A 14,443-nucleotide genomic window follows, 5' to 3' on the forward strand; every position below is an offset into this window, starting at 1 on the left:
GACGGCCGCCGCGACGCCCAGCACGGCTGGACGGGCGGCCGAAAGCCTTGCCGGGCACGGATTCCGGGGCGCCCGGCAGCGCCGGCCCGCAACGCTGCGTTGCGGCAATCACGGTAATCATAAGAAGAAACGGCGCGCCGCCCGCCGACGATCGCGCCCCGTAGCCGATCAGCGCGGAAAGCAGGCGTCGAGCGCCGCCACGGCCGCGCGCGGATCGTCGGCCGCGGTGATCGCGCTGACCACCGCGACGCTGCCCACGCCGGTGGCGATCACGGCCGGCAGCCGCTCGGCGCTGACGCCGCCGATCGCCACCAGCGGCGCGCGTCGGCCGGCGAAGCGCGCATAGCGTGCAATCCGCGCGAGGCCTTGCGGCGGCGCGGCGACGGCCTTGGTCGCGGTGGCATACACCGGGCCGAGCGCCAGATAGCTGGGCCGCATGCGCAGCGCCACCAGCATCTCGTAATAGCCGTGGCTCGACAGCCCGAGCCGCAGCCCGGCCGCGGCGATCGCGCCGAGATCGGCCGTCTCGAGGTCTTCCTGGCCGAGATGCACGCCGTACGCGCCCGCCTCGATCGCCAGCCGCCAGTGATCGTTGATGAACACGCGTGCGTCCGGGTAACGGCGGCCGGCCGCCACGGCGCGCGCGATTTCCGCGGCGAGCTGATCGGGCGTGGCGCCCTTCACGCGCAATTGCACGGTGCGCGCGCCGTAATCGAGCACGCGCTCGACCCATTCGGCCGACGGCACCACCGGATACAGCCCGAGCCGGGCCGGACACGGCGCGAACGCCGGTTCGGGCGCGGCCGGCGCGCCGGCGATCGACGGAAAACGGGCCGGATCGACCGGCCACGGATCACCCTCGCCCGCCGGGCCGTTCTCGTCCCCGTCGCGCCAGGCGAGCGCCAGCACCAGCGCATCGTGCGGCGCGAAGCCGCAGTCGACGAACGCGGCCAGCGCGGCGATCCAGTCGTCGGCCAGCGGCGCGGCAGCGGTCAGCGCGTAGCGCGCCTGCGCGGTCCTGAGCGTGGTATGCCGCTCGTCGATCTCGATCACCGCACCGCCCGCCGCGATCAGCGCGGCCGCGCGCGCGGCACCGGCTTCGGCTTCGGCATCGCGCGCTGTCGCCACGAGCAGGTCGCCCGCCTGCGAGTGTTCGGGTGCCGCGACACAGATTCGCGCCGGCTCGCTGCGCGCCGGCCACTCGCCGAGCCGCGCCCGAATCCGCTCGGCTGCTGCGGCGAGTTCGTCGGCCGGCGGCCAGAACAACGCGGCAAAACGCGAGGCGGGCGTGGCGGAGGTGGCCGTCATTGCGCGCCTCCGTCGTGGTGCCAGAACGGCATGCCGACCACCGGCGTGCTCGCGTGCGCGGTTTCGCGCGCATCCATCGGGCCGGCCAGATACGCGGCACGCCCCGCCTCGACGCCCTGTGCGAACGCGCGCGCCATGATCTCGGGATGCGTGGCCTGCGATACGGCCGTGTTCAGCAGCACGCCGTCGAAACCCCACTCCATCACCTGGCACGCATGCGACGGCACGCCGAGCCCGGCATCGACGATCAGCGGCACGTCCGGCAGCCGCTCGCGCAGCACGCGCAGCCCGTACGGGTTGATCACGCCCTTGCCGGTGCCGATCGGCGCCCCCCACGGCATCAGCGCCTCGCAGCCCGCGTCGAGCAACCGGCGGCCGATCACGAGATCCTCGGTGCAATACGGCAGCACCTTGAAACCGTCCTTGACGAGCAACGCCGCCGCCTCGATCAAGCCGACCGGGTCCGGCTGCAGCGTGTAGTCGTCGCCGATCAGTTCGAGCTTGATCCAGTCGGTCTCGAACACCTCGCGCGCCATCTGCGCGGTGTTGACCGCCTCGGCCACCGTCTGGCAGCCGGCCGTGTTCGGCAGCAGCGGCACGTCGTGACGCTTGAGCCGATCGAAGAAGCCGGCCTCGGCGGTGCCGGCGGTCATCTGCCGACGCAGCGCGACCGTGACCATGCCGGGCTTCGAGGCGGCAATCGAATCGGACAGCGATTGCAGCGACGGATAGCGGGAGGTACCGAGCAGCACGCGGCTCTGGAACGTGGTGCCGTACAGCGTCAGCGAATCGGGGGGAGCAAGGAGCGTCATGAGGAAGTCCTGTAATGGCGCGCGGCTCAGCCGCCCGCGACGGGATGCACGACGTCGAGCCGGTCGCCGGCCGCCAGCGCGTGCTGGGCGTGGCGCGTGCGCGCGACGAACGCACCGTTGACGGCCACCGCGAACGGCGGGCGGGCCTCGTAGGCGGCGAGCGCGTCGGCGACGGTCGCGCCGTCGGGGAGCGTCAGCGTCTGTTGATTGATCTGGATGTCCATGGCGGGATTCGGTAGGTCGGGGGCGGCGCCTTACGCATGCGCCGCGTCGGTCTGGAACAGGTCCGGCCAGCACGCGGCGGCACGCCAGGCGGCGAAGGCGTCGGCATCGGCGCGATGCAGGCCCGGCGCGCCGCCGAACCACGCCTGCACCCACTCGACGGCGGCTTGCGCCACCTCGGGCGCGATCATGAAGCCGTGCCGGTAGAGGCCGTTGACGGCCAGCGTCGCCTCGCCGCAACGGACGATCGCCGGGCGGTGATCCGGCAGCGTCGGCCGGCATTGCGAGCCGAGTTCGAGGATGCGCGCCTCGCCGAATGCCGGATGCACGGAAAACGCGGCACTGAGCAATTCGAGCGCCGAGCGCACGCTGACAGGCGACATGTCCTCGCCTTCCACCTCGGTCGCGCCGATCACGTACAGATCGTTCTGCTTCGGCGCGATGTAGAGCGGGTAGCGCGGATGCAGCAGCCGCACCGGCCGCGTCAGGCCGATGCCGGGCGCATGCACACGCGCGACTTCGCCGCGAATCCCGCGCAGCGCCGGCAGCACCGGCTTCGCACCGAGGCCGCGGCAATCGATCGTCAGGTGCGCGCGCGGTTCGGGCGCGACATCGACGGCGGTGTGCCAGTGGGTGTCGACGCCGCGCTCGGCCAGGCCCGCGGCCAGTGCGGCGAGCGTCTGGCGGTTGTCGAGCTGGCCTTCGCGCGGCAGCAGCCACCCGCGCCCGAAACGGCCGGCCAGCGCCGGCTCGGCCGCGTCCACCTGCGCGCCCGCCAGCGCGACGAAGCCGCCCTCGACGAGCGCGGCCGGCGCATTGGCGCGCACGCGCCGTTCGAACAGCGGCGCCTCGGCGCGGTCGGCCTGATGCCACACCACCAGCGTGCCGTTGCGCTGGAAAAACACTGGTTCGGGCAACTCGGCGAGCCAGCCGGGCCAGCGTTCGAGCGAGGCCGCGCCCAGTTCGGTGATCAACAGTTCGGCGCTCGCAGCCTCGGCGAGCGGCGCGAGCATCGCGGCCGCCACCCATGCGGCAGCACCCGAGCCGGCCGCGTCGCCGCGTTCGTACAACGACACGCGCAGCCCTGTGCCGGCGAGCCGCCACGCGATCAGCCGGCCGACCAGGCCGCCGCCGAGCACGGCGACATCGGCGCGTGCAGCGGATGCGCCGCTCATCGCCTCACCTCGGCACGCGCGCGAAACGCAGCCACAACGCATGCAGCCGCGCCGCACGCGACCAACGCGCGCGCATCGGCGGCCGACCACAACGGACGGCACGCAGCATCGAAACCGGGGGGACACAACAGGACAGGCAGAACAGACATGGGCTTCCTTCCGTAACGCGCGAGGGCGCAATCGAACGGACGAAACCAGCGGCCGGAGCCGACCGGACGACGCATGCCGGCACATCCCAAACGATGGCGGCGGGCGCGACCCGGTGGAATCGGAAACTTCCCGCGCCGGTATTACCCGGATCGGGTGCGAAGGGTCTCTCTCAGCCTTGCCGCCGCACGCCGTGCGATCCGTTACCGGACCAAGCTGGCAGCAAAGCACCCCTGTTTCGTCAGGCGGTCATTAGACCACAGAAGCCGAAACGGCCGCAAACCTCGGCCTGCGGCCGAAGCGCCGGTGCGCGCGGCGGCGCGGTGCTGGCACAATAGCCGCCAATGCCCGGCCGGCCTTGCTGACAAAGCGCTTGCGACACCGCGCCCGCCGCGGTTAAGAGCCGTTTAAGCGACGCGCCGCACAATCCGCGGCGAGCCGCTGTCATATGGCACGATTTGAGGTGCGCCGCCGCGCGCCTCGTTCCGACCCACCCCGGCATCGCGCCGCCCACCGCAGGAAGCCCATGACTCCCTCGTCCCCCGTCGCCCGCCCGAACGACGCGCCGCCAGGCGACGCCCGCATCTCCGCGTGGAGCCTCATCAAGCCCTTTTGGGTGTCTTCGGAATGGAAGATCGCATGGGGCCTGCTCGTCTCGATCATCGCGATGAACCTCGTGATCGTCTGGATCAACGTCCGGCTCAACAGCTGGAACGCCGGGTTCTACAACGCGCTCCAGCAGAAGGACGCCGCGCAGGTCCCGCACCTGCTGCTGGTGTTCTCCGGCTACGCGTTCGCGTTCATCATCCTGGCCATCTACCGCACCTACCTGAGGCAGATGCTCGGCTTCCGGTGGCGGCAGTGGATCACCAACCGGGCGCTCGACGACTGGTTCAACGATCGCGCGTTCTACCGCATCGAACGCGACCGCCTGACCGACAACCCGGACCAGCGGATCACCGACGACCTGAACTCGCTGTCCACCTCCACGCTCGCGCTGACGCTCGACCTGATCTCCACGGTCGTCACGCTGTGCTCGTTCGTGGTGATTCTCTGGTCGATCGCCGGCGCGCTGTCGATTCCGTTCGGCGGCTCGCAGGTCACGATCCCGGGCTACATGGTGTGGGCCGCCGCGCTGTACGCGCTGGTCGGCTCCTACCTGACGCACAAGGCGGGCCATCCGCTCGTGTCGATCAACTACCAGCAGCAGCGCGTCGAGGCCGATTTCCGTTTCGGCCTGATCCGGATCCGCGAAAACGCCGAGCAGATCGCGTTCTTCGACGGCACCTCGCGCGAAAAGCAGAACGCGCTCGGCCTGTTCGAGCGGATTCGCGACAACTGGTGGCGCCTGATGGCCTACACGCGGCGGATGAACTTCGTGTTGAGCTTCTACGGCCAGCTCGCGATCATCTTCCCGATCGCGGTGGCCTCGCCGCGCTACTTCGCGGGCGCCTATTCGTTCGGCGTGCTGATGCAGATCAGCAGTGCGTTCGGTACCGTCAGCGATTCGTTCTCGTGGTTCATCAACAGCTACCCGACGCTGGTGGAATGGCGCGCGACCGTCAATCGTCTGCGCGAATTCAAGCGCATCACGCGCGCCTCGCACCTGAAGGAAACGATGTCGCCGGCCACCGAGCACGGCGGCATCAACCTGCATCTGGTCGATACCGAAGCGCTGACCACCTCGGGCCTGCGCCTCGCGCTGCCCGACGGCCGGCCGCTGTCGACCATCGGCGACCTGACGATCGAGCCCGGTTCGCGCTGGCTGGTGCGCGGCGCGTCGGGCGCGGGCAAGAGCACGCTGATGCGCGCGCTGGCCGGCCTCTGGCCGTTCGGCGACGGCGCGATCGACGCGCCGGTGGGCGCCAGGATGATGTTCGTGCCGCAGCGCAGCTACCTGCCGATCGGCACGCTGAAGGCGGCGCTGGCCTACCCGTCGGCGGCCGAGCGGTTCGGCGACGACGAATGCCGCGCCGTGCTGCGCGATTTCGGCCTGGACGATTACGCGACGCGGCTCGACGAGTCGAACCACTGGACCCAGGTGCTCTCGCCGGGCGAGCAGCAGCGTCTGGCCGGCGCGCGCGCGCTGCTGCACAAGCCCGATTACCTGTTCCTCGATGAAGCGACCAGCGCACTCGACGCCGACAACGAAGCGCTGCTCTACGGCCTGCTGGCCGCGCGGCTGCCAAGCGCGGCGATCGTCAGCATCGCGCACCGCGAATCGCTGACGGCGTTCCACGATCGCACGTTCGACGTGCAGCGCGACGCCGCGTAATCTCGGCGCCGCAAAGCAAAAAGAGCACGCCAGGGCGTGCTCTTTTTTTCATGGCGCGCGGCGCGAATCCCGCATCGCGCGCCGCGCCTGCCGCCCGATCAGCGCGGCAGTTCCGAATGGCCCATCAGGAACGCGTCGACCGCACGCGCGCACTGGCGGCCTTCGCGAATCGCCCACACCACGAGCGATTGGCCACGGCGCATGTCGCCCGCCGCGAACACCTTGTCGACCGAGGTCGAGTAGGCGCGCTCGCCTTCGGTGGCAGCACGCGCGTTGCCGCGCGCATCCTTGGCGACGCCGAACGCGTCGAGCACCGGCGCGGCCGGTTGCGTGAAGCCCATCGCCAGCAGCACGAGGTCGGCCTTCAGCTCGAATTCGGAACCCGGCACTTCGGTCATCTTGCCGTCCTTCCATTCGACGCGCGCGGCGATCAGCTTCTCGACCTTGCCGTTCGTGCCTTCGAGACGCTTGGTGGCGACCGCCCAATCGCGCTCGCAGCCTTCGTCGTGCGACGACGAGGTGCGCAGCTTGATCGGCCAGTACGGCCACACCATCGGCTTGTTTTCCTGCTCGGGCGGCTGCGGCAGCAGTTCGAACTGCATGACCGATTCCGCACCGTGACGGTTCGAGGTGCCGACGCAATCCGAGCCGGTATCGCCGCCGCCGATCACGATCACGTGCTTGCCCTTGGCGACCAGTTGGTCGGGCAGGCTGTCGCCGGCGTTGACGCGGTTCTGCAGCGGCAGGAAATCCATCGCGTAGTGCACGCCCGCGAGGTCGCGGCCCGGCACCGGCAGGTCACGCGGCGTTTCGGAGCCGCCCGCGATCACGATCGCGTCGAACTCGTCCTGCAGCGTATCGGGCGAGATGGTTTCCTTGGCCAGGCTGCCGATCGATTCGGGCAGCGGGTCCTTGCCGATGAACACGCCGGTGCGGAACGTCACGCCTTCGGCTTCCATCTGGCGCATGCGGCGATCGATCAGCCACTTTTCCAGCTTGAAATCGGGGATGCCGTAGCGCAGCAGGCCGCCCACGCGATCGTTCTTCTCGAACACGGTGACGTCGTGGCCGGCGCGCGCCAGTTGCTGCGCGGTGGCCAGGCCGGCGGGGCCGGAACCGACCACGGCCACCTTCTTGCCCGTCTTGTGCGCGGCCTGCAGCGGCTTGACCCAGCCTTCGGCCCAGGCCTTGTCGATGATCGCGTGCTCGATCGACTTGATGCCGACCGGATCGTTGTTGATGCCGAGCGTGCAGGCCGCTTCGCACGGCGCCGGGCAGATGCGGCCCGTGAACTCGGGGAAGTTGTTGGTCGAGTGCAGGACCTCGATCGCGTGCTGCCAATCCTGGCGATACACGAGATCGTTGAAGTCCGGAATGATGTTGTTGACCGGACAGCCGTTGTTGCAGAACGGAATGCCGCAATCCATGCAGCGTGCGCCCTGGATCTTCGCGTCTTCGTCGGACAGCGCCGCGACGAATTCCTTGTAGTGCTTCACGCGAGTGAGCGGAGCCTCGTACGCCTCGTGGCGGCGTTCGAACTCGAGAAAACCGGTTGCCTTGCCCATAAGGTTCTCGTCTGAATCTGGGTGGTTCGGGAGGGGACCCGCGCCCGCCGCTGGCGGCGGACGCGTTCGCTAGTTGGTATCGATCGGTTGCGTCAGGCTGCGACGGCGGCTTGCTTGGCGGCCTTCGCCGCGGCCATTTCGCCGAGTGCGCGCTTGTATTCGTGCGGGAACACCTTCACGAACTGGCGGCGCGCCGCATCCCAGTTTTCCAGCAGCGACTTCGCACGCGGCGAGCCGGTGAACTGGAAGTGACGCTCGATCAGCCCCTTCAGCAGCGCTTCGTCGGTCTGACCGGTGTGCCAGAGGCCACGGTCGACGGTGCGTTCCTGTTCGGCCTGTTGCAGCACCGGATCGAGCGCGACCATCGCCTTGTTGCACTTGGCCGCGAACATGCCGTCCGGATCGTAGACATAGGCCAGGCCGCCCGACATGCCGGCCGCGAAGTTGCGGCCGGTTTCGCCGAGCACCACCACCACGCCGCCCGTCATGTATTCGCAGCCGTGGTCGCCCGTGCCCTCGACGACCGCCGTGGCGCCCGAGTTGCGCACGCAGAAGCGCTCGCCAGCCACGCCGCGGAAGAACGCCTCGCCTTCCAGCGCGCCGTACATCACCGTGTTGCCGCAGATGATGTTCTCTTCCGACTTGCCGCGGAAATCGTTGGTCGGACGGATGATGATGCGGCCGCCCGACAGGCCCTTGCCGACGTAGTCGTTGCCGTCGCCGACCAGATCGAGCGTGACGCCCTTCGCGAGGAACGCGCCGAAGCTCTGGCCCGCGGTGCCCTTCAACTGGATGTGGATCGCGTCGTCGTCGAGGCCGTCACGGCCGTACTTCTTGGCGATCACGCCCGACAGCATCGCGCCGACCGTACGGTTGACGTTGCGCACCGGCTGGATGAACGACACGTGCTCGCCGTTCTCGATCGCGCCCTTCGCCTTCTCGATCAGCGTGTGGTCGAGCGCGCGCTCCAGGCCGTGATCCTGCACGTCGAGGTGACGCGTCGAGGCGTTCTCGACTTGCGGCTGGTAGAACACGCGCGTGAAGTCGAGGCCCTTCGCCTTCCAGTGCTCGACGCCCTTGCGCGTGTCGAGCAGCTCGGCACGGCCGATCAGGTCGTCGAACTTCGCGATGCCGAGTTGCGCCATGATTTCGCGCACTTCCTCGGCCACGAAGAAGAAGTAGTTGACGACGTGTTCGGGCTGGCCCGAGAACTTCGCACGCAGCACCGGGTCCTGCGTCGCCACGCCGACCGGGCAGGTGTTCAGATGGCACTTGCGCATCATGATGCAGCCCTGCACGACGAGCGGCGCCGTCGCGAAGCCGAATTCGTCGGCGCCGAGCATCGCGCCGATCGCGACGTCGCGGCCGGTCTTCATCTGGCCGTCGGCCTGCACGCGGATGCGGCCGCGCAGGCCGTTCAGCACGAGCGTTTGCTGCGTTTCGGCGAGGCCCAGTTCCCACGGCGTGCCGGCGTGCTTCAGCGACGACAGCGGCGAGGCGCCCGTGCCGCCGTCATGGCCGGCGATCACCACGTGATCGGCCTTGGCCTTGGCCACACCGGCCGCGACCGTGCCCACGCCCACTTCCGAGACGAGCTTCACCGAGATGCTCGCGACCGGGTTGACGTTCTTCAGGTCGTGGATCAGTTGTGCCAGATCCTCGATCGAGTAGATGTCGTGGTGCGGCGGCGGCGAGATCAGGCCCACGCCCGGCACCGCGTAACGCAGCTTGCCGATGTATTCCGAGATCTTGTGGCCCGGCAACTGGCCGCCTTCGCCCGGCTTCGCGCCCTGCGCCATCTTGATCTGGATCTGGTCGGCCGACGACAGGTATTCGGCATTGACGCCGAAGCGGCCCGACGCGACCTGCTTGATCTTCGAGCGCAGCGAATCGCCATCCTTCAGCGGGGTGTCGCGCACGACTTCCTCGCCGATCACCGAGCGCAGCGAATCGCCGTTCTTGATCGGGATGCCGCGCAGTTCGTTGCGGTAGCGGTTCACGTCCTCGCCGCCTTCGCCGGTGTTCGACTTGCCGCCGATGCGGTTCATCGCGACGGCCAGCGTGGCGTGCGCCTCGGTGCTGATCGATCCGAGCGACATCGCGCCGGTGGCGAAGCGCTTGACGATCTCCTTGGCCGATTCGACGTCGTCGATCGGGATCGCCTTGGACGGATCGACCTTGAACTCGAACAGGCCGCGGAACGTCATGTGACGGCGGGTCTGGTCGTTGATCAGGTGCGCGTATTCCTTGTACGTCTGGTACGAGTTGCTGCGCGTCGCGTGTTGCAGCTTGGCGATCGAATCGGGCGTCCACATGTGGTCTTCGCCGCGAATCCGGAACGCGTACTCGCCGCCGGCGTCGAGCATGTCGCGCAGGATCGGGTTGTCGCCGAACGCGTCGAGGTGCAGGCGCAGCGCTTCCTCGGCCACTTCGAACAGGCCGATGCCGCCGACCTTCGAGGCCGTGCCCTTGAAGTACTTGTTGACGAGGCTGCTCGCGAGGCCCACCGCTTCGAAGATCTGCGCGCCCGTGTACGACATGTACGTCGAGATGCCCATCTTCGACATGACCTTGTACAGGCCCTTGCCGACCGCCTTCGTGAAGTTGTAGATCGCCTTCTCGGCCGACAGGTCGCCCGGCAGGCCTTCGGCCATCTTGGCGAGCGTTTCCATCGCGAGGTACGGGTGCACGGCTTCCGCGCCGTAGCCCGCGAGCAGCGCGAAGTGGTGCGTTTCACGCGCCGAGCCGGTTTCGACGACGAGGCCCGTGCTGGTGCGCAGGCCCTGGTCGACCAGGTGCGAGTGGATGGCCGAGGTGGCCAGCAGCGCCGGGATCGCGACCGTATCCGCGTCGGTCTTGCGATCCGACACGATCAGGATGTTGTAGCCCGACTTGACCGCATCGACGGCTTCGGCGCACAGCGAGGCCAGACGCGCCTCGATGCCTTCCTTGCCCCAGGCGGCCGGGTAGCAGATGCTCAGTTCGTACGCGCTGAACTTGCCGCCCGTGTACTGATCGATCGAGCGGATCTTCGCGATGTCCTTGAAGTCCAGCACCGGCTGGGACACTTCGAGCCGCATCGGCGGGTTGACGTTCTGCGTGTCGAGCAGGTTCGGCTTCGGGCCGATGAACGACACGAGCGACATCACCATGTTTTCGCGGATCGGATCGATCGGCGGGTTGGTGACCTGCGCGAACAACTGCTTGAAGTAGTTGTAGAGCGTCTTGTTCTTGTTCGACATCACCGCGAGCGGCGAATCGTTGCCCATCGAGCCGATGCCTTCCTCGCCGCTGACGGCCATCGGCGCCATCAGGAACTTGAGGTCTTCCTGGGTGTAGCCGAACGCCTGCTGACGGTCGAGCAGCGTCGACGCCGAACGGCGTTCCGCGGCGACTTCCTCGTCCTTCGCGTCGATCTCGTCGAGCTTGATGCGCACCGCATCGATCCAGCTCTTGTACGGCTTCGCGTTCGCGAGGTTGTCCTTCAGTTCCTTGTCGTCGATGATGCGGCCGTGTTCCATGTCGATCAGGAACATCTTGCCCGGCTGCAGGCGCCACTTCTTGACGATCTTCGATTCGGGGATCAGCAGCGTGCCGGCTTCCGAGGCCATGATCACGAGGTCGTCGTCGGTGACGATGTAGCGCGCCGGACGCAGGCCGTTGCGGTCGAGCGTCGCGCCGATCTGGCGGCCGTCCGTGAAGGCGATCGCGGCGGGGCCGTCCCACGGCTCCATCATGGCGGCGTGGTATTCGTAGAACGCGCGGCGGTTGTCGTCCATCAGCGTGTGCTGTTCCCACGCCTCCGGAATCATCATCATCATCGCGTGGACGAGCGGATAGCCGGCCATCACGAGCAGTTCGAGGCAGTTGTCGAACGATGCGGTGTCCGACTGGCCCGGGTAGATCAGCGGCCAGAGCTTCGGCAGGTCGTCGCCGAGCACGTGCGAGGCGATCGCGCCGGTGCGGGCGTTCAGCCAGTTGACGTTGCCCTTCACCGTGTTGATTTCGCCGTTGTGGGCAATCATCCGGTACGGGTGGGCCAGTTCCCAGGCCGGGAACGTGTTGGTCGAGAAGCGCTGGTGCACCAGCGCCAGCGCCGACACCACACGCGCGTCCTGCAGGTCGCGGTAGTACACGCCGACCTGGCCGGCCAGCAGCAGGCCCTTGTAGACGATGGTGCGCGCCGACATCGACGGCACGAAGTATTCCTTGCCGTGCTGCAGCTTGAGCGCCTGGATGCGGTGGCTCGCCGTCTTGCGGATCACGTACAGCTTGCGTTCGAGCGCGTCGGTGACGATCACGTCCTTGCCGCGGCCGATGAAGATCTGGCGGATCAGCGGCTCGGACGCCTTGACCGTGGGCGAAATCGGCATGGTCGAATCGACCGGCACGTCGCGCCAGCCGAGCACCACTTGGCCTTCGGCCTTGACGGTGCGCTCCAGCTCCTGTTCGCAGGCGATGCGCGAGGCGCTTTCCTTCGGCAGGAACACCATGCCGACCCCATATTCCCCTTCCGGCGGCAGCGTCACGCCCTGCTTGGCCATGTCCTCGCGATAGAACGCGTCCGGGATCTGGATCAGGATGCCCGCGCCGTCGCCCATCAGCGGATCGGCGCCCACCGCACCGCGGTGATCGAGGTTTTCGAGAATCTTCAGGCCCTGCTCGACGATCTCGTGGCTTTTCTTGCCCTTGATGTGCGCAACGAAGCCGACGCCGCAAGCGTCGTGCTCGTTCTGCGGATCGTAAAGACCTTGCGCGGCGGGAACCGCGCCCTGCGGCTCTTGGTGGTCGTTCATGGGGACACCGTCTGAGTAGGGGCCTTGCGGCCGTTGAAACATGTACTTGTCGCCCGCCGCTTCGGCGGCGGCGTGGCGGGCTGGCGCCGGGCGCACTTTCGCCCGGCATGCCGGAAATCGGAATATACGCGACGAATCAACGGAATAGCAACAAAAACCGTTTGGTCTGACACCAATTATTTGGATGTTTCGGATTGGTGCCTTTTTATTGGGGACGTATCAATTTGGTGCAAAAAAAGGGCGGCACCCGAAGATGCCGCCGTGGTCCCCCCGCTGCCGTTATTACTGATGGGCGGATGGGTTGTGCGGACCATTGTTTTCACGTACCTTACGCGGCCGTCCGCGAGGCAGCGGCGAGACGCGACGGTTCGCGGTGCGGGCCGCCCACTCACGATACGTTTCGCTGCCGAGCACCCAGCCCTTGAGCGTGGCCTGCTGAAGCTGGTCGGTCTGGCGCTCGTCGAGCGGCTGTTCGCACAGCTCCTTGTAGGCGCGCTGCCGTTCGAACGGCGTGTTGCCGAGCGCCCAGTACAACGGGTGATCGGTGATCAGGCTGTCGACGGTCAGGCCGATATGGTGACGGTAGCTCGCCCAGCGGTAAGCCTCGGGGGCCTGCGCGAGCTGCGCACGCACCGGGCTCAACTCCACCACCCGGCTCGCCAGCAGGAAGTAGCGTTCGCCCTCGATCACGGTGGCGCGATAGCGGCCTTCCCACAACGTGCCGCGCCGCGAATAGCGGCGGTTGAAATGCGCAACATAACGTCGGCCGACCGCCTGCATCGCCTTCGGCAGGCTTGCCTCGTCGCTGGGCGTGACGAGCAGCTGAACTTGTCGCGGCAGCAGCACATAGGCATGCACTGCCAGTTGATGATCGCGCGCCGCCGCCTTCAGACAATCGATGAAAAGCTCGTAATCCTGATCGTCGACGAACGCAGGTTGCTGATCCAGGCCGCGCAGGATGACGTGCTGCGGCTGATCGGGAACGTAGAGTCGTGCTAGCCGTGCCATGCTGAATGTCCGTTTGATCGCGTTAGGAAATACCCGAAGGCCCGAAAGACTGCATCCGCGCAGAGCCCCGCGCGGCAGGGAGGATTCGTACGTTCGTGCGAATCCTAGGGAGATTGCTCTAGCTTACAAGCCTGTTCCGTTTGAAACGCCGTGGTCATAATGAGCACGCCTTTTATCAAGGAGGAGACAAACCGATGAAACAACAATTGGCCATTACGGGGACCGTTGCACTTGCACTCATGACTGCGGGCTCCCCCGCGCAAGCGCAATCGGCTGGAAGCTTCTATGTCACCACGGGCTGGTTTCATCTCGCCCCTCAGGATTCGAGCGACCCACTGAAAATCATGAGCGTGGGTGGAACCCCTGTGAATCAATCGGTCCCGAACACCGGCGCCGGCATTTCGGACGCCGACACGTTCGGCTTCACCGCCGGCTATTTCGTGACCGACCACATCGCTACCGAATTCGTCTACGGGGTGCCGCCAAAGTTCAATATTGAAGGCGAAGGATCGTTGTCGCGGTTCGGCACGATCGGCCGTGCCTACCAGTGGAGCCCGGCCCTGCTGCTCAAGTACTACTTCAACAGCGCCGAGGCGAAATTCCGTCCGTACGTGGGCGTCGGCGCGACCTACATCTACTTCACCGGTGCGAAGATCACCAACAGCGCCTTCGAGAACGGCGCCCTGGGCGGGCCGACCAGCGCCACGACCAGCAACCAGTGGGCGCCCGTGTTCAACGCCGGCTTCAACTACAACTTCAACAAGCATTGGTTTGCCGGCCTGTCGATCTCGTACATCCCGGTCAGCCTGACCGCCACCCTGACCACCCAACGCGCCAGCCAGGTCGGCACGCTCACGCAAACCTCTCAAGCCCACATCAAGCTGAATCCGATCGTGAGCTACGTGAACGTCGGCTACCGCTTCTGAACGACGTGCTTCTAAGCGTAGTCGAATATTTGGGGAATGGTTAATCTCGCAGCAATTTGTAGCGATTTTTTCCTGACGTAACGAAAGCGGGATGTGAACTTGCTTTACATCCCGCATCGTACGGAGCATTTTCATCGCCAACCGCGCGAATTCGATATTTTTATTTTCCGCTTGGTTGGGTTCCGGCCCGAAAAACATTCTCTTTCGAG

At 66.9% G+C, this 14,443-nt stretch carries 9 protein-coding genes and 1 riboswitch; of the genes, 2 read left to right on the top strand and 7 right to left on the bottom strand.

The genetic code is table 11. The annotated features are described in order from the left end of the window. Window positions 1-168: 168 nt before the first annotated feature. Genes thiE through AB4851_RS33870 form a run of 4 tightly spaced genes read right to left on the bottom strand, consistent with a single transcriptional unit; the run spans window position 169 to window position 3,517 of the window. Window positions 169-1,308, bottom strand: coding sequence for a thiamine phosphate synthase (gene thiE / locus AB4851_RS33855; RefSeq protein WP_414450485.1), 1,140 nt, complete (start codon window positions 1,306-1,308; stop codon window positions 169-171). Then, on the bottom strand, window positions 1,305-2,120 hold the full coding sequence (locus AB4851_RS33860; RefSeq protein ID WP_414450486.1) for a thiazole synthase: 816 nt from the start codon (window positions 2,118-2,120) through the stop codon (window positions 1,305-1,307). The genes thiE and AB4851_RS33860 overlap by 4 nt, the downstream gene beginning before the upstream one ends. A 26-nt stretch (window positions 2,121-2,146) precedes the next feature. Then, the gene (gene thiS / locus AB4851_RS33865) at window positions 2,147-2,344 is read right to left on the bottom strand and encodes a sulfur carrier protein ThiS (protein WP_206131798.1); all 198 of its coding nucleotides are present in this window, start codon (window positions 2,342-2,344) and stop codon (window positions 2,147-2,149) included. Window positions 2,345-2,374: 30 nt separating this feature from the next. Beyond that, complete coding sequence (locus AB4851_RS33870) at window positions 2,375-3,517, bottom strand: FAD-dependent oxidoreductase (protein WP_414450487.1); 1,143 nt, start codon at window positions 3,515-3,517, stop codon at window positions 2,375-2,377. A 259-nt stretch (window positions 3,518-3,776) separates the two neighbouring features. Further along, window positions 3,777-3,909: riboswitch (TPP riboswitch) on the bottom strand. A gap of 281 nt (window positions 3,910-4,190) precedes the next feature. Here AB4851_RS33870 and AB4851_RS33875 point away from each other — a divergent pair. Then, window positions 4,191-5,939, top strand: coding sequence for an ABC transporter ATP-binding protein/permease (locus AB4851_RS33875; protein WP_414450488.1), 1,749 nt, complete (start codon window positions 4,191-4,193; stop codon window positions 5,937-5,939). A 98-nt stretch (window positions 5,940-6,037) separates the two neighbouring features. On the opposite strand, the gene AB4851_RS33880 is transcribed toward AB4851_RS33875, so the two are convergent. The 3 genes from AB4851_RS33880 to AB4851_RS33890 form a co-directional block, all read right to left on the bottom strand. Continuing rightward, complete coding sequence (locus AB4851_RS33880) at window positions 6,038-7,504, bottom strand: glutamate synthase subunit beta (RefSeq protein ID WP_414450489.1); 1,467 nt, start codon at window positions 7,502-7,504, stop codon at window positions 6,038-6,040. A 92-nt stretch (window positions 7,505-7,596) separates the two neighbouring features. After that, window positions 7,597-12,300, bottom strand: coding sequence for a glutamate synthase-related protein (locus AB4851_RS33885; RefSeq protein ID WP_414450490.1), 4,704 nt, complete (start codon window positions 12,298-12,300; stop codon window positions 7,597-7,599). Between the two features lie 282 nt (window positions 12,301-12,582). Beyond that, window positions 12,583-13,308, bottom strand: a complete 726-nt coding sequence (locus AB4851_RS33890) for a transposase (RefSeq protein WP_414443720.1) — start codon at window positions 13,306-13,308, stop codon at window positions 12,583-12,585. A 194-nt stretch (window positions 13,309-13,502) separates the two neighbouring features. Here AB4851_RS33890 and AB4851_RS33895 point away from each other — a divergent pair, with 194 nt between their 5' ends. Further along, window positions 13,503-14,234 (top strand): OmpW/AlkL family protein, encoded by a 732-nt coding sequence (locus AB4851_RS33895; protein WP_414443719.1) that lies wholly within the window; start codon window positions 13,503-13,505, stop codon window positions 14,232-14,234. The last annotated feature ends 209 nt before the right edge of the window (window positions 14,235-14,443 follow it).

Origin of the sequence: Burkholderia sp. 22PA0099, from assembly GCF_047497165.1 — a bacterium.
Classification (GTDB): domain Bacteria; phylum Pseudomonadota; class Gammaproteobacteria; order Burkholderiales; family Burkholderiaceae; genus Burkholderia.

Coding starts and splice junctions, on each gene's coding strand:
- AB4851_RS33890 (WP_414443720.1), bottom strand. CDS start 13,308: ATGGCACGGCTAGCACGACTCTACGTTCCCGATCAGCCGCAGCACGTC.
- AB4851_RS33870 (WP_414450487.1), bottom strand. CDS start 3,517: ATGAGCGGCGCATCCGCTGCACGCGCCGATGTCGCCGTGCTCGGCGGC.
- AB4851_RS33880 (WP_414450489.1), bottom strand. CDS start 7,504: ATGGGCAAGGCAACCGGTTTTCTCGAGTTCGAACGCCGCCACGAGGCG.
- AB4851_RS33875 (WP_414450488.1), top strand. CDS start 4,191: ATGACTCCCTCGTCCCCCGTCGCCCGCCCGAACGACGCGCCGCCAGGC.
- thiS (WP_206131798.1), bottom strand. CDS start 2,344: ATGGACATCCAGATCAATCAACAGACGCTGACGCTCCCCGACGGCGCG.
- thiE (WP_414450485.1), bottom strand. CDS start 1,308: ATGACGGCCACCTCCGCCACGCCCGCCTCGCGTTTTGCCGCGTTGTTC.
- AB4851_RS33895 (WP_414443719.1), top strand. CDS start 13,503: ATGAAACAACAATTGGCCATTACGGGGACCGTTGCACTTGCACTCATG.
- AB4851_RS33860 (WP_414450486.1), bottom strand. CDS start 2,120: ATGACGCTCCTTGCTCCCCCCGATTCGCTGACGCTGTACGGCACCACG.
- AB4851_RS33885 (WP_414450490.1), bottom strand. CDS start 12,300: ATGAACGACCACCAAGAGCCGCAGGGCGCGGTTCCCGCCGCGCAAGGT.